We start from the raw sequence: 17,155 nt of genomic DNA on the forward strand, positions 1-17,155 counted from the left end.
CCCAGCCCCCAGCCCCCAGCCCCTAGCCCCTAGCCCCTAGCCCCTAGCCCCTAGCCCCAGCCATGCCCTCCACCGACACCATCGCCGCCATCGCCACCGCACCGGGCGCCGGAGGCGTGGGCATCGTGCGGTTGTCCGGGCCGCGGGCGATGGCGATCGCGCATCGGCTGTGCGGCCGCGCGCTGCGTCCGCGCCACGCGCACCACGTCCGCTTCGGCGACGAGGCCGGCGACGCCATCGACGATGGCATCGCGCTGGCGTTTCCCGCGCCGGCCAGCTTCACCGGCGAGGACGTGGTCGAACTGCAGGCGCACGGCAGCCCGGTCGTACTGCAACAACTGATCGCGCGCGCGCTGGCACTGGGCGCGCGCGCCGCGCGTCCGGGCGAGTTCAGCGAGCGCGCCTTCCTCAATGGTCGCCTGGATCTGGTCCAGGCCGAGGCGATCGCCGACCTGATCGCCGCCGCCGACAGCCGCGCCGCGCGCGCGGCGCGGCGTTCGCTGGACGGCGCGTTCTCGCGCCGCGTCGAGGACATCGCCGCGCGGATGCTGGCGCTGCGCGTGCACGTCGAGGCGGCGATCGATTTCGCCGACGAGTCGATCGAGACCCTCGGCGGCGAGGAAGTGCGCGCCGGCCTGGCGCAGGCGCGCGCGCTGCTGGCCGCGCTGCTGGCCGAGGCCGAGCGCGGCCGCCGCCTGCGCGACGGCGTGCACGCGGTGATCGTCGGCCCGCCCAACGCCGGCAAGAGCTCGCTGCTCAACGCCCTGGCCGGCAGCGAGCGCGCCATCGTCACCGACGTGGCCGGCACCACCCGCGACACCCTGCGCGAGACCATCCGCCTGGACGGGCTGGCGGTGGACCTGGTCGATACCGCCGGCCTGCGCGAGGGCGGCGATGCGATCGAGCGCGAGGGCATGCGCCGCGCCCGCGCCGAGCTGGAGCGCGCCGACCTGGCGCTGATCGTCGTCGATGCGCGCGACCCGGCCGGCGGCGCGGCGGCGGTGGCCGGTGCGCTGGCCGGCGTGCCGCGCCGGCTGTGGATCCACAACAAGGTCGATCTGCTGGCCTTGCCGCCGGCGGACGACGGGGAAACCGTGCACGTCTCGGCGGCCACCGGTTACGGCCTGGAGACGCTGCACCGCCGCCTGCGCGCGCTGGCGCTGCAGGACGCTGGCGAGGGCGGCGAGGGCGAGTTCAGCGCGCGCACCCGCCACGTCGAGGCGCTGGCGCGTGCGCAGCGCCATGCCGATGCGGCGAACAGTGAACTGGGTCACGAAAGACTGGAGCTGGCGGCCGAAGAATTGCGGCTGGCGCACGACGCGCTGGGCGAAATCACCGGCAAGGTGTCGCCGGACGACATGCTGGGCCGTATCTTCTCGACCTTCTGCATCGGCAAATAGCGCGCCGATCGGTTGACAAATGCGGCGGCATGCCGCGTGCTAGGCGCCTTGGGGAAGTTTTCAATTCGGGTTACGGGGGAAGTACCAATGCTGTCCAACAAGATGTCCGTGAAGCCGCGGCACGCGCTGCCGCTGCTGCTGCTGTTCGCGCTGGCCGCCTGCTCCAAGCAGGAACCGGCCACCGACGTCCCGGCCGGCCAGCCCGCCGCCGGCCAGCCTGCCGCCAAGGCTGTGCCGCCGCCGGCCGCGGTCTCCGAGCAGGTGCAGGCGATGAGCGCCGAACAGCTGCGCGAGTCGGCCACCAACGCGTTGCGCGACAACCGCATCTACGCGCCGGGCGGCGACAACGCGATGGAGTACTACCTGGCGCTGCGCGACAAGCTGCCCACCGACGCCGGCGTGACCAGCGCGCTGACCGACCTGCTGCCGTACACGCTGATCGCCGCCGAGCAGAGCATCGCGCGCGAGGAATTCACCGAGGCCCAGCGCCTGTACGCCCTGATCGAGAAGACCGACCCGAAGGCGCCGGCGCTGCCACGCCTGAAGCAGAGCATCGCCACCGCGCAGGAAACGGTGGCCCGGCGCGCTCAGGAGACCGAGACCCGCACCGCGGCCGAGGAACAGCGGCGCCAGCAGGAACAGCAGCGCCTGGCCCAGCAGGCCGAACAGCAGCGCCAGGCCGAGGCCGCCGCCGCCCAGCAGCTGGCGGCGCAGCAGGAAACGGCCCGCCAGGAAGCCGAGCGCCAGGCCGCCGCCCAGCGCGAACGCGAGGCCGCCGCCGCCCGTGCCGCCGCCGCCGCGCCGCCGCCGGCCTCGCCTGCGCCGGCCGCCTCGGCCGCGACGCTGCGCGCGATCAGCACGCCGGCGCCGCGCTACCCGCCGGAAGCCCTGCGCGCCGGCACCAGCGGCGAGGTGCTGGTCGAGATCACCGTCGGCACCGACGGCTCGGTCACCGCCGCCCGCGTGGTGCGCTCCAATCCGGCGCGGGTGTTCGACCGCGAGGCGATCAACGCGGTGCGCCGCTGGAAGTTCGAGCCGGTCCCGGCGCCGGTCACCACCCGCCGCACGATCGGCTTCAATCCGGGCTGAAACCCGGCGATGGGCAAGCAAGCGGAAAGGGCGGAAAAATCCGCCCTTTCTTCGTTGTGGAACGCCAGCTTCGGCAGCGCCTTTCATCAGTACGCTTGGTGCTTGGCCTTGCCCATGCGCGGGCGGGGCAGCGGAGCGAGCTCCGCTCTACACCCTCCCGCGGCCGAATGGGAATGAACGCCGGCAGGAACGACGAAGCCCGGGCGCTCGCGCACCCGGGCTCCGCTTTCGGACCGCGCCGCGGTCAGCCGGCGATGGCCAGCTTCTCCTGCTGGTAGCGGTGCACCGCCGCCCACCAGAACAGCGCGGCCATGCCCATGCCGGCCAGCAGGTAGATCGCCCAGATCTGCGCGCTGACCGGTTCGTGGCGGATGATCTTCAGCAGCAGCTGGTTCTGCGCCAGGAACGGCACGGCGAACTGCCACAGCTGCGCCTTCACCGGATTGACCATCAGCGCGAAGGTCGGAATCATCGGCGCCAGCATCAGCCAGGTCATGTGGCTCTGCGCCTCCTTCATGCTCTTGGCCGAGGCGGCCAGGTAGGTCAGCAGCGAGGTGCCGATGAACAGCATCGGCAGCAGCGCCAGCAGTATCTTGCCGATCGCCAGGAACGACACGTCCATCCGCCGGCCGATGTCGCTGGAGAGCTGGGCGCTGAGCTTGAACGCCAGCAGCGTCAGCAGCAGCGTGGCCAGGCCGACCAGGCAGGCGGCGGCGATCTTGCCGCTGACGATGGCCCCGCGCGGGGCGGGCGTGGTCAGCAGCGGCTCCAGCGAATGGCGCTCGCGCTCGCCGGCGGTGGCGTCGAGGATCAGGTAGGCGCCGCCGATGAACGAGGTCAGGATCAGCAGGTAGGGCAGCATCACCGCCATCACGCTGCTGCGCTTGGCCTCGGCCGTGGCCAGGTCGCGGGTGCCGACGTTGACCGGCTTGGCGACCGAGGCGTCGATGCCGCGCGCCAGCATGCGCAGCGCGCCGACCTGCTGGCTGTAGCCCGACAGCGCGGTGCGCAGGCGCGCGGCGGGAATCTCGGCGGCGCGGCTGGTGCTGTCCATGACGATCTCCACCAGCGCCGGCCGTCCCTGCCGCCAGTCCTGCTCGTAGTGCTCGTCCACGCGCAGGGCCACGTCGATCTCCTGGCTGCGGATGGCGGCGTCGAGATCGGCCGGCGCCTCGACGGCGTGGATGCCGTGGGTGGCCAGGAAGGCGACCAGGTTGGGCGCGCGCTCGGCACCGATGATCGGCACCTCCAGCTTCTTGTCGATCTGGGTGCGTACGCGCTGCTCGCCCAGCGCGCCCATGCCGAGGATCAGCGCCGGGTACAGCAGCGGCATCAGGAACAGGGTCAGCGCCAGCGTGCGGCGGTCGCGCGACAGGTCGCGCAGTTCCTTGCGCATCACCGTCAACAGCGTGCTGAAGATACTCATACGTGCAGGCCCTCCTCCGAGCCGATGACCTTGACGAAGGCGTCTTCCAGGTTCTGCTCGCCGGTCTGCGCGCGCAGTTCGTCGGCGCTGCCGGCGGCGACCACGCGGCCCTGCGCGATGACGACGATGCGATCACACAGCGCGGCGACCTCCTGCATGATGTGGCTGGAGAAGATCACGCAGCGGCCTTCGTCGCGCAGCCGCTGCAGGAAACCGCGCATCGCGCGGGTGGTCATCACGTCCAGGCCGTTGGTCGGCTCGTCGAGGATCACGTTGCGCGGGTCGTGCACCAGCGCGCGCGCGATCGCGGTCTTGGTGCGCTGGCCCTGGCTGAAGCCCTCGGTCTGGCGATCCAGGATTTCGCCCATGTCCAGCGCGTCCGACAGCGCCTGCGTGCGCTGCTCGATCCGCGCGCGCGACAGGCCGTGCAGCTCGCCGAAGTAGGCGATGTTCTCGCGTGCGGTCAGCCGCTTGTAGACGCCGCGTGCGTCCGGCAGCACGCCCAGCGCGCGGCGGACCTTGTGCGGCTCGCGCGCGGCGTCGACGCCGTCGACCGTGACCTCGCCACGGTCCGGGCGCATCAGCGTGTACAGCATGCGCATGGTGGTGGTCTTGCCGGCGCCGTTGGGGCCGAGCAGGCCGGTGATCTCGCCGTCGCGGGCCTCGAAGCTGACGCCGTCCACGGCGGTGACCGTGCCGGTCTTGGTCCTGAAGGATTTGTGCAGATCGCGGGCGATGATCATGCGGGGATTGCTCCTGGTGCGAGGGAAGGACGGCTCATGGTTCCCACCCGTTGAAGCCGGTGAAGGGCGGCACGTAGTCGAGGTTGTCCAGGCAACCGGCGTCGAGCGCGGCCGCGTCGGCCTTCTCGATGAACTGGCTGACCAGCTTGGGCATGCAGCTGACGGCGAAGGTGCCGTGGCCCTGGCCCTTGAGCACCAGGTGGCGGCCCTTGGGCAGGTGCGCGACCACCTGGTCGCCGTAGCGCGGCGGCGTGACCGGGTCCAGTTCGCCCGACAGCAGCAGCGCCGGCACGTCCGTCTTCAGCGGCGCGTGGAAGTCCTGCGGCCGCGGATTGACCGGCCAGCCGGTGCATTGCGCCTTCAGCGCGTCGTTGAGGGTGTTGCCGAGCACGGTGGCGGCGTCGTCCGGGTTGGATTGCAGCAGGTCGGCGTCCTCGCTGCAGATCACCGACAGCTGCATGCCGTGGCTGAACTGCTCGCCGAGCTGGTTTTGCAGCATCCGGCTCAGCGCCATCAGCGGGCCGTAGCGTCCCTGGTCGGCTTCGGACAGCACCAGCGGCAGCAGCGCGGCGGCATGCGGCGCATAGGAGAAGATCCGGGTCAACCCGGCCACCGTGGCGTCGGTCGCCTTGTCCTCGCGCAGTTCGCCGCTGGACGGATCGCGGTACTGCACCGTTTGCGGCTGTGCCTGCAGGCGCTGCATCAGCGCGCGCAGCTGCTCGCGCATGTCGCTGCCGTAGCGCGCCTTGCAGGCCGGCGATTCCTGGCAGTGCTCGAACTGCAGCGCCAGCGCCTGGTCCAGGTTGCGCGCGTGCTCGCTGCCGAGCACCAGCTCGTTGGGAACCACGCCGTCGATGACGATCGTGCGGGTGTGCTGCGGATGGCGCATCGCGTATTGCTGGGCGACGCGGGTGCCGTAGGAACTGCCGACCAGGTTGATCTTCTCCACCCCCAGCGCCTGCCGCACGCTGTCGAGATCGCGCACCGCGTCGGTGGTGCCGTAGTGGCGCGGATCGGCGTCCAGGCTTTCGGCGCAGCGCTGGGCGAAGCGGCGGTTGGCTTCCTCGCCCAGGTCGGTGCCGTCGCTGTAGGCGTTGGCGCCACTGTCGTCCTTGCAGCGCAGCGGGTGCGATTTGCCGGTGCCGCGCTGGTCGAGCAGGATGACGTGGCGCTGCTTGCGCACCTCGGAGAAGGCCTCGTCGATCGAGGGCCAGGTTTCCATCGCCGCCTGGCCGGGGCCGCCGGCCAGGTAGAACACCGGATCGTCGGTCGCCGCGCCGGGCCTGGTCGCCGGCAGCCAGGCCAGGTGCAGGTCGATGCGGCGGCCGTCCGGCGCCTGCGGATCCTCGGCCACCGGCAGCGTGGCGCACTTGGCCGCGATCGTGCGGGTGCTGTAGGGCGTGGCCAGCGTGCAGGGGGTGAAGGCGATCTTGCCGTAGTGTTGGACGGCGTCGTCGCCCGTGTCGCCGCCGCCGTCGGCCTGGCAGCCGGCCAGCAGCATCGCCACCGCGGCGGCCAGCATCAATCTGGTTTCGCGCATCGAATTGTCCTTGGGGAAAAACCGTTACAGCATGCCATGACGGCCGCGGCGACAGGATGTGACCCAGGGACATCGACGGCGCGGCGGGCAGGCCCGCCCGCGCCGTGTTGCATACCGATGCCCTGCCGTCCGCGACGATGCGAGCGGCAGGGCGGAGGGCGTGCCTCCTATGCGCAAAGGCGCTCGCGCGGCTCCCGGGCGACGATCTGATCCACGTGCCCGCGCGTTGCTCCCGCCGGCGATCCGGCCTGCGTGCGGAACACCGACACGGCCTGGGTCAGGGCGATGGCCTGCTCTTCCATGCTGCGCGCGGCGGCCGAGGCTTCCTCCACCATCGCCGCGTTCTGCTGGGTGGTCTCGTCCATCTGGGTGATGGTCTGGTTGACCTGCTCGATGCCGACCGACTGTTCCTGCGAGGCGGCGGAGATTTCAGCCATGATGTCGGTCACCCGCTGCACCGAGGCGACGATCTCGCACATCGTGCTGCCGGCCTGGTTGACCAGCACCGAACCCTCGGCGACCTTGCCCACCGAATCGTCGATGAGCTGCTTGATTTCCTTGGCGGCGCTGGCGCTGCGCTGGGCCAGCGTGCGCACCTCCGAGGCGACCACGGCGAAGCCGCGGCCCTGGTCGCCGGCACGCGCCGCTTCCACCGCGGCATTGAGCGCCAGGATGTTGGTCTGGAAGGCGATGCCGTCGATGACCGAGATGATCTCGGCGATCCTGTGCGAGGACCGCTCGATCTCCAGCATCGTCGTGACCACCTGGCCGACCACCGCTCCGCCCTGCGAGGCGACGCCGGCGGCGCCGATGGCGAGCTGGTTGGCCTGTCGTGCGGAGTCGGCGTTCTGGCGCACGGTGGAGGTCAGTTCCTCCATCGAGGCGGCGGTTTCCTCCAGGTTGGCGGCCTGCTGTTCGGTGCGACGCGACAGGTCGGCATTGCCGGAGGCGATTTCGCCGGCGGCGGTGTTGATGTGCAGCGAGGATTGCTGGATGCGGCCGACGATGTCGGTGAGCTGGGTGACGGTGGCGTTGGCGTCGTCGCGCATGCGGGCGAATACGCCGTGGAAGTCGCCTTGCATGCGCGTGGTCAGGTCGCCGCGGGCGATGGCCTGCAGCAGGGTGGAGACTTCGTCCAGGTTGCCGCCGGTGGTTTCCATCAGGTGGTTGAGGCCCTGGACCATCTCGCGGAAGTCGTACTGGTAGCGTTCGACGTCGCCGCGCCGGCTGAAGTCGCCGGCCGCCGCCGCGCCGGCCAGCTGCTTGATCTCGCCGTTGATGGCGGCAAGGCTGGCCTTGGTGGCGTTCATGGCCTCGGTCACCACCGCCTTCTCGCCGGGCAGGCGCTCCATGTCCTGGCTCAGGTCGCCCAGCGCGTAACGCTGCATGATCGCCACCAGGCGCATCTTCAGATCGACATGGGAGCCGACCACCGCGTTGGTGTCGCGCACCATGCGGGCGTATTCGCCGGCGAACCGGCTGTCGTCCATGCGGAAGCTGATCTGGCCTTCGTCGTGGCGGCGGGCCATGTCCGACAAGGCCCCCAGCACGGCCTGCAACTCGTCCTGCATGTGCCGCATGCTGGTCAGCAGTTGACCGGTTTCATCGCCCGGCTGCTCCGGGATCGCATTGTCCAGGCGCCCGTGCGCGATGGCGTCGGCCACGCCGGTCGCCCGCCGCAACGGATCCACCAGGCTGCGGGTGATGAGCCAGCCCGACAGCACGCCGGCCACCGCGGCCACGATGCCGAACACCAGCAGCGTCCAGGTGGCGCCGACCGCAGCCGCGTTGGCACGCTGCGCGGAACCGGCGAGCAGGGTGTTCTCCAGGTCGACGGCTTCCTGGATGGCGGCCGAGCGGCGGCTGAACAGCTCCACGGCCGGCCCGAACAGCATCGCGGCGGCTTCTTCTTGTTGGTCCGCCATCGCCATCTCGATGATCGCGTTGGTCTTTTCCCGCGCCGCCAGTTCGGCGGCCGAGATGGCCTCGCGCGCCTTGGCTTCGGCGCCGGTGAAGCTGAATCCATCCAGCGCGGCGGCGGACTCGGCGTAGCCGCCGCGCAACTCGCCCACGCGCGCCACGATGCCGTCGCGCGCCTGCGCCGGGGCGATGATGAGGTCGCGGATCGTGGTTTCGATCCTGAGGTTGTCCCTGCGCATCTTGGTCAGCTGGTACAGCTTCTGGTTGTGCACTTCGGTGATCTCGTGGATCTGATCCTCGATGCCGCCGAGCCGGTGTACGGCCAGCGAGGTCGAGGCGGCCAGCAGCGCCAGCAGCAATCCGAATCCAAGCGCGAGTCGCATGCCAACCCGCAGGCGTTGAAGCATCTTCATGGTCTGTCTTGAGGTAGTGGGGGGACGCCCCGACGACGATCAATCCAGGGGGCCAGACTGCTATCGACCCGCGCCCGCGCGCATTGAACGGGGATTGGCGAAGATTTGATCTGGGTCAAGCCCGCGCCGGATTTGGCTGCGGTTCGTTCATCGTCATGAAGCAATCCACGCCAATCGCTTTGCCGGATGCGTGGTTTTCAGGCGCCCTGTCGCGTGGGCTACTTGTTGCTGACGTATTTCTCGCGGCGGATGCGCGCCGGCGACAGCCCCGCGCCGGCCAGCGCTTCGGCGCAGGCATCGACCATGTCCGGATTGCCGCACAGGTAGGCGATGTCGCCTTCCGGATCCGGCGCGAACTCGGCCAGGTGCTGCTGCACGTAGCCCTGGCGCACGTCCGGGTGCGGCTGCGCGGGCAGTTCGCGCGAGAAGCACGGCACGTGGCGAAAACCTGGATGACGCTCGGCGAAGGCGCGGAAATCCCCGCCGTACAGCAGCTCGGCCGGCGAGCGCGCGCCCTGCAACAGCACCACCTCGATGCCGCGCCCGGCGATCTGGTCGGCCAGCAGCGGCAGCATCGAGCGGTACGGGGTCACCCCGGTGCCGGTGGCGATCAGCAGGTAGCGGCGGTTGCGATCGCCCGGCATCAGGCAGAAGCGGCCAAAGGGACCGCTGGCCTGCACCTGGCCGCCCACCGGCAGCGCCTCGAACAGCGCGGTGGCCGCGCCGCCGGGCACGAAGCTGACCGCGATCTCCACCGCCTCGCCCGGCCCCAGCGCGTGATCGTGGATCGTGGCCAGCGAGTAGCTGCGCCGCTGCGGCGTGCCGTCGGCTTGCTCGAAATGGATCTGGATGAACTGGCCGGGGATGAAGTCCAGCGGTGCGCCGTCGTCGCGGGCGAAGGCGAAATGCCACATGGCCGGGGCCAGCATGCGGCGTTCGACGAGCCTGAGCGGGAACAGGCGGGAGGCGGGGACGGTGGCCAATACGGTTGCGATGGAACGATGTGGTGCCGGGGCCGCCCCGGCGGGCCGCCTATAATAAGCGCTCGCGTCCCCCCGCACGCCGCAGGCGCGGCAAAGGCCCCATGCAACCGCAGCTTCCCGCTTCCCCCGCCGTTCCCGCGCTGGCGGTCACCGACCTGCGCAAGGTCTACGACAACGGCGTCGAAGCGCTGCGCGGCGTGTCGCTGCAGGTCGCGCCGGGCGATTTCTTCGCCCTGCTCGGCCCCAACGGCGCCGGCAAGTCGACCCTCATCGGCATCGTCAGTTCGCTGGTCAACAAGAGTTCCGGCACGGTCGAGGTGTTCGGCACCGACCTCGTCCGCGAGCGCAGCGCGGCCATGCGCCTGCTCGGGCTGGTGCCGCAGGAACTGAACTTCAACATGTTCGAGAAGCCGCTCGACATCCTGGTCAACTACGCCGGCTTCTACGGCGTGCCGCGCGCGCAGGCGCTGCAGCGCGCCGAGGAGGAACTGCGCCGCGCGCAGCTGTGGGACAAGGCGGCGCTGATGAGCCGCACGCTGTCCGGCGGCATGAAGCGGCGGCTGATGATCGCGCGGGCGATGATGACCCGGCCGAAGCTGCTGATCCTCGACGAGCCGACCGCCGGCGTGGACATCGAGATCCGCCGCGGCATGTGGAAGACGCTGAAGGACATCAACGCCGCCGGCACCACCATCATCCTCACCACGCATTACCTGGAGGAAGCCGAGAGCCTGTGCCGCAACCTGGCGATCATCGACCACGGCACCATCGTCGAGCAGGGGCCGATGCGCGCGCTGCTGGCCAAGCTGGACGTGGAGGGCTTCCTGTTCGACATCGACGGCGAGCTGCCGGCGCAGCTGCCGGCGATCGAAGGCGCCACATTGATTGCGCTGGACGGGCACACGCTGGACCTGGACATGCCGCGGGCGATGGATCTGAATCGCGTGTTCGCCACGCTCGGCGACGCCGGCATCACCGTGCGCTCGATGCGCACCAAGAGCAACCGGCTGGAGGAGCTGTTCGTGCGGCTCACCGGCGAAGGCGCGCGGGAGAAGGCGGCATGAGCCATCCCAACCTGGTCGCGCTGGGCACCATCGTCCGCCGCGAGGTCGCGCGCATCCTGCGCATCTGGGGCCAGACCCTGGTGCCGCCGGCGATCACGATGACGCTGTACTTCCTGATCTTCGGCGGGCTGATCGGCTCGAGGATCGGCGACATGGGCGGCTACACCTACATGGAGTTCATCGTGCCGGGGCTGGTGATGATGAGCATCATCCAGAACAGCTACGGCAACATCTCCTCCAGCTTCTTCGGCGCCAAGTTCGGCCGCCATGTCGAGGAACTGCTGGTCAGCCCGATGCCGAACTGGGTGATCCTGCTCGGCTACGTGGCCGGCGCGGTGCTGCGCGGGCTGATGGTCGGCGCCATCGTGCTGGCGATCGCGATGTGCTTCACGAAGGTGCGCATCCCGCACCCGCTGGTGACGCTGACGACCGTGCTGCTGGGCGCGACCATCTTCTCGCTGGCCGGCTTCGTCAACGCGGTCTACGCGCGCAAGTTCGACGACATCGCCATCGTGCCGACCTTCATCCTGACCCCGCTGACCTACCTGGGCGGCGTGTTCTACTCGGTCACCCTGCTGCCCGGCTGGGCCGAGGCGGCCACCCACGCCAACCCGATCTTCTACATGGTCAACGCGTTCCGCTACGGCCTGCTCGGCAGTTCCGACGTGCCGCTGTGGATCGCCTACGCGCTGATGATCGGCTTCGTCCTGGCGCTGGGCGCGCTGGGGCTGCGGCTGCTGGGCAAGGGCGTGGGGCTGCGCAGCTGATCGGCCGCGATGCATCTTCGCGGCCGGCCTGATCCCGGCGCCGCGCGCGCCGGTCGGGTATCGTGGCCAGGACCTGGCGGGGCGAGCGCCGGGACCTTGAAGTTCGACGACGGCTTGATGGCGGGAGACCACGCATGCGCATCCTGATCCTCGGCGCCGGCGGCACCGGCGGCTACTTCGGCGGACGCCTGGCGCAGTCCGGCGCGGACGTCACCTTCCTGCTGCGGCCCACCCGCGCCGCGCGGCTGCGCGAGCACGGCCTGCAGCTGATCAGCCCGCTCGGCGATGCACACCTGCGCGTGCCGGTGCTGACCACCGCCGAGCTGGCCGACGCGCTGGGCGAGGCGCGCTTCGATCTGGTCCTGCTCAGCTGCAAGGCCTACGACCTGGACGACGCGATGGACGCGATCGCGCCGGCGGTGCAGGCCGGCGCCGACGTGCTGCCGATCCTCAACGGCCTGCGCCACTACGAAGCGCTGGACGCGCGCTTCGGCCACGCGCGCGTGTTCGGCGGGCTGTGCTTCATCAGCGCCACGCTGGGGCCGCGCGGCGAGATCCTCCACCTCGGCCTGGCCTTCGATCACCTTCGGCGAGCGCGTCGGCCAGCACCGCGGCACGCGCCTGCGCGAACTGGCGCGGCTGTGCGCGGCGGCCGGCATCGGGCACGACTACAGCGCCGACATCGCGCAGGCGCAGTGGAACAAGTTCAGCTTCCTCGCCGCGCTGGCGGCCGGCACCTGCCTGATGCGCGCCAGCATCGGCGGGATCGTCGCCGCCGAGGGCGGTGCGGCGTTGATGGCCGCATTGCACGAGGAATGCCTCGCGGTGGCCGCCGCCGCCGGCCAGCCGGTGCCGGACAAGGCGCGCGAGCAGGCGCGCACCGGCCTCACCCTGCCCGGCTCGGAGGTGAAGTCCTCGATGCTGCGCGACCTGGAGGCCGGCCAGCAGGTCGAGGCGGCGCACATCGTCGGCGACATGGCCGCGCGCGCCGCCGCCGCCGGCGTGCCGCATCCGCTGCTGCGGGCTGCGTGGGTCCACCTGCAGTGCTACCAGGCGACGCTGTCCAGGCGCGGCTGAAGCCGCCGCCGTTGTAGCGCCGAGCTTGCTCGGCGGATGTTCTAAGGCAGGCGGAAGAACGCGCGTGCGGTCGCGGTGGTCGCCGCAGCGGTGACGGCCACGTCTTCGCCGCGATCGCGCGCCAGCTCCTCGGCGATGTGCGGCAGGAACGCCGGCTCGTTGCGGCGATCCTTGGGCATCGGCCGCAGCGTGCGCGGCAGCAGGTAGGGCGCGTCGGTCTCGATCATCAGCCGGTCGGCGGGGATGTGCCGGACCAGCTCGCGCAGGTGCGCGCCGCGGCGCTCGTCGCACAGCCAGCCGGTGATGCCGATGTGCCAGTTGTGGTCGAGGCAGTCGAACAGTTCCTCGCGCGTGCCGGTGAAGCAGTGCACCACTGCCGGGCCGAGGCGGCCGTCGAAGTTCCTCATCATCGCCACGAAGTCGGCGTGCGCGTCGCGCTGGTGCAGGAACAGCGGCTTGCCGTTCTCCGCGGCGATCTGCAACTGGCGCTCGAACGCCTTGCGCTGCGCCGGGCGCGGCGAGAAGTCGCGGAAGTAGTCCAGCCCGCATTCGCCCACCGCCACCACTTCCGGATGCGCGTGCAGCGCGCGCATCTCCGCGTCGCACTCGTCGGTGTATTCCAGCGCATGGTGCGGATGCACGCCGGCGGTGGCGTACAGCAGGCCCGGATGCGCGCGCGCCAGTTCCAGCGCCTTCGGCGAGTGCTCGCGGCTGGCGCCGGTGACCACCATGCGCGCCACGCCGGCGTCGCGCGCGCGCTGCAGGACCGCGTCGCGGTCGTGGTCGAAGGAGTCGTGGGTGAGGTTGGCGCCGATGTCGATCAGTTGCATGCCGCCATTTTAGCGGGCGTCCTCCTTACATGTGGGAGCGACGTCAGTCGCGATGGGGCTTTACCGGGAAGCGTCGCGACTGACGTCGCTCCCACGGGCGCGGAAGCGGGAAGCCTTATGCTTTGCGCATGGCTTCGCCCGAATTCCCGATTACCCCGCTGCTGCCGGAGATCCGCCGCAGCCTGTCCGCGCATCCGCGCCTGGTGCTGGAAGCGCCGCCGGGCGCCGGCAAGACCACCCAGGTGCCGCTGGCGCTGCTGGACGAGTCGTGGGCCGCCGGCAAGCGCATCCTGATGCTGGAACCGCGCCGCGTCGCCGCGCGCGCGGCCGCCGGCTTCATGGCCGCGCAACTCGGCGAGCCGGTCGGGCAGACCGTCGGCTACCGCATCCGCTTCGAGAACAAGGTGTCGGCGCGCACCCGCGCCGAGGTGGTCACCGAGGGCATCCTGACCCGGATGATCCAGGACGATCCGTTGCTGGAAGGCGTGGCGGCGATCCTGTTCGATGAGTTCCACGAGCGCCACCTGTCGGCCGATCTCGGCCTGGCGCTGGCGCTGGACGTGCAGTCGCAGCTGCGCGAGGACCTGCGCATCGTGGCGATGTCGGCCACGCTGGACGGCGAGCGGCTGGCCGCGTTCCTCGACGCGCCGCGGCTGTCCAGCGCCGGCCGCAGTTATCCGGTCGAAGTCACGCACTTCCCCGCGCGCCGCGACGAGGCGCTGGAGCCACAGGCGCGCCGCGCGATCGAGCACGCGCTGGCGCAGCATCCCGGCGACGTGCTGGTGTTCCTGCCCGGCCAGCGCGAGATCGCGCGGCTGCAGGCCGCGCTGGAAACCCTGTCGCTCCCTCCCCCGCTTGCGGGGGAGGGCCGGGGTGGGGGCAACCCGGCAGCGACGAAAAACAGCGTAGTCGTGCTTCCCCTGCACGGCGAATTGTCGGTCGAGCAGCAATCCGCCGCCCTGCAACCGGATCCGCACGGCCGCCGCCGCGTCGTGCTGGCCACCAACGTCGCCGAGTCGTCGGTGACCCTGCCCGGCGTGCGCGTGGTGATCGACAGCGGACTGGCGCGCGAGCCGCGCTACGACCCCAACAGCGGCTTCGCGCGGTTGGACGTGGTGGCGATCTCGCAGGCCTCGGCGGACCAGCGCGCCGGCCGCGCCGGCCGCGTCGCCGAAGGCTTCGCCTACCGGCTATGGCCGCAATCGCAGCGGCTGGAGCCGCAGCGGCGGCCGGAGATGGCGCAGGTCGAACTGGCCTCGCTGGCGCTGGAACTGGCCGCCTGGGGCAGCGACGCGCTGCGCTTCGTCGATGCGCCGCCGACCGGCGCGCTGGCCGCCGCGCGCGAACTGCTGCAACGGCTGGGCGCGCTCGACGCCGGCCTGCGCATCACCACGGCCGGGCGCAGGATGCTGGCATTGGGCACGCATCCGCGCCTGGCGGCGATGCTGCTGGCCGCCGGCGACGGGGCCGAGCGCGCGCTGGCCTGCGATCTCGCCGCATTGGTCGAAGCACGCGATCCGCTGCGCGCCGGCGGCGACGCGCTGGCCGCGCGCTGGCGGGCGCTGGCCGCGTTCCGCCACGGCCGCGCACCGGCCGACGCGCACCGCGGCGGCCTGGCCGCGATCGACGCCGCCGCGAAACAGTGGCGCCGCCGCCTGCGCGCCGAGGCGCCGCCGCCAGCCGAGGTCGAGGCGCACCGCCTCGGCGATTTGCTCGCGCATGCCTATCCGGACCGCATCGGCTGGCGCCACCCGCAGCAGCCGCGCCGCTATGCGCTGGCCAACGGGCGGATGGCGCGGCTGTTCGACGACAGCGCGCTGTTCGGTGAACCGTGGATCGTCGCCGGCGAGCTGCGCCACGAGGCCAAGGACGGGCTGGTGCTGCGCGGCGCGCCGGTGGACGAGGGCTACCTGCGCCGGCATTTCGCCGATCGTTTCGTCACTGGCGACTTCGTGCGCTGGGACGGCGAACGGCGCGCGCTGGTGGCGCAGCGCGAGAGCCGCTTCGATCGCATCGTGATCGACGCCCGCCCGGCCGGCCGCGTCGACCCGGCGCTGGCCGCCGCCGCGCTGGCCGAAGCGGTGCGCGAGGCGGGCCTGGACGCGCTGCCGTGGACGGAAGGACTGCGGCAATGGCGCGAACGCGCGCGCTGCCTGCGCGAATGGATGCCCGAACTGGATCTGCCGGACCTGTCCGACGAGGCGCTGCTGGCGACGCTGGGCGATTGGCTGCGCCCGGCGCTGGCCGGCAAGACCCGGCTCGACGCGCTGGACGAGGGCGAACTGTCCGAGGCGCTGAAGTCGCCGCTGGACTGGTCGCAGCGCCAGCGCATCGACGCGCTGGCGCCGGTGCGCATCAGCGTGCCCTCGGGCCTGGAGCGGCGCATCGAGTACGCGCACGGCCAGCCGCCGGTGCTGGCGGTCAAGTTGCAGGAGCTGTTCGGCCTGGCCCGGACCCCGCGCATCGCCGACGGCCGCGTGCCGCTGCTGCTGCACCTGCTCTCGCCGGGCGGCAAGCCGCTGCAGGTGACCCAGGACCTGGAAGGCTTCTGGGAGCGCACCTATCCGGAAGTGAAGAAGGAGATGAAGGGACGCTATCCCAGGCATCCCTGGCCGGACGATCCGTGGACCGCCACCGCCACCCACCGGGCCAAGCCGCGCGGGACGTGAACGCCGTCCACGCCGCGGCCGGTTGCCGTAACGCGCCGTAGACACCGGCCGGTGGAGACTGTGTTCCTCGTCCGGTTTCGCTACAGGATCCCCCATGAACAAGCTGACCCATCTCACCGACCGCGCCATGTCGATGGCCAGCCACGCCGGCAGCGGCCTCAAGCATGCTGTCGTCCCCAACGCGCAGAAGCTGCTGCAGACCGGCGCCGCGCTGGGCGCGGCCAAGACCGGGCTGAAGGTCGCGCGCGGCTTCATCCGCCGCAATCCCGCCGTCGCGGTCGCCGCCGCAGCCGGCGCGGGCCTGCTGGCCTATGCGGTCTACCGCAAGCGCAAGAAGGATCAGCAACACGCACCGATCGAAGGCGATGCCCGCCGCATCGAGACGCGCAAGGGCAACGGCGCGGCGCGCAGGAGCGCGGCTCGCAGCCGCCGCACGGCCTCGGCCGAAGCGACCGAATAAGCGTCGCCGGAGCGGCTGGCGCCCGGCATACCAGTCGAAAAAAGCAGCAGAACAAGGAACTCCGGCCGGATGCGTGTCATCGCCGCATCCGGCCTCGTCGTGTGCTTGCGCGATGGATTTGGCAGAAGGCGGCCGTGGCTGTCCGTGGCCGGCCGGAAGACGTCAGCGCCCGACCTCGCGCCACTGCCCCGGCTGCAGATCGCCCAGTGCGTGATTGCCGATCGTCACCCGCACCAGCCGCAGCGTCGGCAGGCCAACGGCGGCGGTCATCCGCCGCACCTGGCGGTTGCGGCCCTCGCTGATGGTCAACGCGAGCCAGTGGTCGGGCACCGTCTTGCGGTGGCGCACCGGCGGATCGCGCGGCCACAACGCCGGCGGGGTTTCCAGCAGCGCCACCTGCGCCGGACGTGTCGGCCCATCGTTCAGCAGCACGCCGCGGCGCAGCGCATCCAGCTTCGCCTCGTCCGGCGCGCCCTCGACCTGCACCCAATAGGTCTTGGCCTGCTTGTGGCGCGGATCGGTCAGCCGGTGCGCCAGCGCGCCGTCGTCGGTCAGCAGCAGCAACCCCTCGCTGTCATGGTCCAGCCGCCCGGCCGCGTAGACGCCCGGCGGCAGGCCGAACTCCGCCAGCGTGCGCCGCGGCGGCACGCTGCGAGCGGTGAATTGGCACAGTACGTTGAACGGCTTGTTGAAGGCGATGAGCACGGGGGATATCGGGCCTGGCTTTGGCATTGGGCCACGCCTGGGGATTAGATCAGGATGCCTGCTGAACCG

At 71.1% G+C, this 17,155-nt stretch carries 13 protein-coding genes and 1 pseudogene; 7 read left to right on the forward strand and 7 right to left on the reverse strand.

The features are described from left to right. Nucleotides 1-62: 62 nt before the first annotated feature. Nucleotides 63-1,400 carry a tRNA uridine-5-carboxymethylaminomethyl(34) synthesis GTPase MnmE gene (gene mnmE, locus AAG688_RS00970; RefSeq protein WP_411833505.1) on the forward strand — a complete coding sequence of 446 codons (1,338 nt, stop codon included), beginning with the start codon at nucleotides 63-65 and terminating at the stop codon, nucleotides 1,398-1,400. Nucleotides 1,401-1,502: 102 nt separating this feature from the next. Further along, complete coding sequence (locus tag AAG688_RS00975) at nucleotides 1,503-2,489, forward strand: energy transducer TonB (protein WP_411833506.1); 987 nt, start codon at nucleotides 1,503-1,505, stop codon at nucleotides 2,487-2,489. A 244-nt stretch (nucleotides 2,490-2,733) separates the two neighbouring features. Here AAG688_RS00975 and AAG688_RS00980 read toward each other — a convergent pair whose 3' ends face one another. From AAG688_RS00980 to AAG688_RS01000, 5 genes are all read right to left on the reverse strand, one after another. Then, the gene (locus tag AAG688_RS00980) at nucleotides 2,734-3,915 is read right to left on the reverse strand and encodes an ABC transporter permease (protein ID WP_411833507.1); all 1,182 of its coding nucleotides are present in this window, start codon (nucleotides 3,913-3,915) and stop codon (nucleotides 2,734-2,736) included. Further along, nucleotides 3,912-4,658 (reverse strand): ATP-binding cassette domain-containing protein, encoded by a 747-nt coding sequence (locus AAG688_RS00985; protein WP_411833509.1) that lies wholly within the window; start codon nucleotides 4,656-4,658, stop codon nucleotides 3,912-3,914. The genes AAG688_RS00980 and AAG688_RS00985 overlap by 4 nt, the downstream gene beginning before the upstream one ends. Before the next feature lie 34 nt (nucleotides 4,659-4,692). Further along, nucleotides 4,693-6,198, reverse strand: a complete 1,506-nt coding sequence (locus AAG688_RS00990) for an alpha/beta hydrolase (protein WP_411833510.1) — start codon at nucleotides 6,196-6,198, stop codon at nucleotides 4,693-4,695. A 167-nt stretch (nucleotides 6,199-6,365) separates the two neighbouring features. After that, nucleotides 6,366-8,531 (reverse strand): methyl-accepting chemotaxis protein, encoded by a 2,166-nt coding sequence (locus AAG688_RS00995; RefSeq protein ID WP_411833511.1) that lies wholly within the window; start codon nucleotides 8,529-8,531, stop codon nucleotides 6,366-6,368. A gap of 218 nt (nucleotides 8,532-8,749) precedes the next feature. Beyond that, a complete protein-coding gene (locus tag AAG688_RS01000) occupies nucleotides 8,750-9,460 on the reverse strand; it encodes a ferredoxin--NADP reductase (RefSeq protein ID WP_411833512.1) in 711 nt (236 codons plus the stop codon). A 155-nt stretch (nucleotides 9,461-9,615) separates the two neighbouring features. Between AAG688_RS01000 and AAG688_RS01005 the strand changes: the two genes are divergently transcribed. The 3 genes and pseudogenes from AAG688_RS01005 (at nucleotide 9,616) to panE (ending at nucleotide 12,422) form a co-directional block, all read left to right on the forward strand. After that, nucleotides 9,616-10,578 carry an ABC transporter ATP-binding protein gene (locus tag AAG688_RS01005; RefSeq protein WP_411833513.1) on the forward strand — a complete coding sequence of 321 codons (963 nt, stop codon included), beginning with the start codon at nucleotides 9,616-9,618 and terminating at the stop codon, nucleotides 10,576-10,578. Further along, nucleotides 10,575-11,345, forward strand: coding sequence for an ABC transporter permease (locus tag AAG688_RS01010; RefSeq protein ID WP_411833514.1), 771 nt, complete (start codon nucleotides 10,575-10,577; stop codon nucleotides 11,343-11,345). The genes AAG688_RS01005 and AAG688_RS01010 overlap by 4 nt, the downstream gene beginning before the upstream one ends. Nucleotides 11,346-11,479: 134 nt before the next feature. After that, nucleotides 11,480-12,422: pseudogene (panE, locus tag AAG688_RS01015) on the forward strand (2-dehydropantoate 2-reductase). A 41-nt stretch (nucleotides 12,423-12,463) separates the two neighbouring features. Here the strand turns inward: panE and AAG688_RS01020 are convergent. Next, nucleotides 12,464-13,252 carry a TatD family hydrolase gene (locus AAG688_RS01020; RefSeq protein ID WP_411833515.1) on the reverse strand — a complete coding sequence of 263 codons (789 nt, stop codon included), beginning with the start codon at nucleotides 13,250-13,252 and terminating at the stop codon, nucleotides 12,464-12,466. Between the two features lie 128 nt (nucleotides 13,253-13,380). Between AAG688_RS01020 and hrpB the strand changes: the two genes are divergently transcribed. Both hrpB and AAG688_RS01030 read left to right on the forward strand, forming a co-directional pair. After that, nucleotides 13,381-15,921: an ATP-dependent helicase HrpB gene (gene hrpB / locus AAG688_RS01025; RefSeq protein ID WP_411833516.1), complete on the forward strand. Its 2,541-nt coding sequence runs from the start codon at nucleotides 13,381-13,383 to the stop codon at nucleotides 15,919-15,921. Between the two features lie 94 nt (nucleotides 15,922-16,015). Continuing rightward, complete coding sequence (locus tag AAG688_RS01030) at nucleotides 16,016-16,381, forward strand: hypothetical protein (protein WP_411833517.1); 366 nt, start codon at nucleotides 16,016-16,018, stop codon at nucleotides 16,379-16,381. A 162-nt stretch (nucleotides 16,382-16,543) separates the two neighbouring features. Here the strand turns inward: AAG688_RS01030 and AAG688_RS01035 are convergent, their stop codons facing one another. Continuing rightward, a complete protein-coding gene (locus AAG688_RS01035) occupies nucleotides 16,544-17,086 on the reverse strand; it encodes a pseudouridine synthase (protein ID WP_411833518.1) in 543 nt (180 codons plus the stop codon). Nucleotides 17,087-17,155 lie beyond the last annotated feature (69 nt).

Origin of the sequence: Pseudoxanthomonas mexicana (assembly GCF_046736355.1) — a bacterium.
Lineage (GTDB): Bacteria > Pseudomonadota > Gammaproteobacteria > Xanthomonadales > Xanthomonadaceae > Pseudoxanthomonas_A > Pseudoxanthomonas_A mexicana_B.

Coding starts and splice junctions, on each gene's coding strand:
- mnmE (WP_411833505.1), top strand. CDS start 63: ATGCCCTCCACCGACACCATCGCCGCCATCGCCACCGCACCGGGCGCC.
- AAG688_RS00975 (WP_411833506.1), top strand. CDS start 1,503: ATGTCCGTGAAGCCGCGGCACGCGCTGCCGCTGCTGCTGCTGTTCGCG.
- AAG688_RS00980 (WP_411833507.1), bottom strand. CDS start 3,915: ATGAGTATCTTCAGCACGCTGTTGACGGTGATGCGCAAGGAACTGCGC.
- AAG688_RS00985 (WP_411833509.1), bottom strand. CDS start 4,658: ATGATCATCGCCCGCGATCTGCACAAATCCTTCAGGACCAAGACCGGC.
- AAG688_RS00990 (WP_411833510.1), bottom strand. CDS start 6,198: ATGCGCGAAACCAGATTGATGCTGGCCGCCGCGGTGGCGATGCTGCTG.
- AAG688_RS00995 (WP_411833511.1), bottom strand. CDS start 8,531: ATGAAGATGCTTCAACGCCTGCGGGTTGGCATGCGACTCGCGCTTGGA.
- AAG688_RS01000 (WP_411833512.1), bottom strand. CDS start 9,460: ATGCTGGCCCCGGCCATGTGGCATTTCGCCTTCGCCCGCGACGACGGC.
- AAG688_RS01005 (WP_411833513.1), top strand. CDS start 9,616: ATGCAACCGCAGCTTCCCGCTTCCCCCGCCGTTCCCGCGCTGGCGGTC.
- AAG688_RS01010 (WP_411833514.1), top strand. CDS start 10,575: ATGAGCCATCCCAACCTGGTCGCGCTGGGCACCATCGTCCGCCGCGAG.
- AAG688_RS01020 (WP_411833515.1), bottom strand. CDS start 13,252: ATGCAACTGATCGACATCGGCGCCAACCTCACCCACGACTCCTTCGAC.
- hrpB (WP_411833516.1), top strand. CDS start 13,381: ATGGCTTCGCCCGAATTCCCGATTACCCCGCTGCTGCCGGAGATCCGC.
- AAG688_RS01030 (WP_411833517.1), top strand. CDS start 16,016: ATGAACAAGCTGACCCATCTCACCGACCGCGCCATGTCGATGGCCAGC.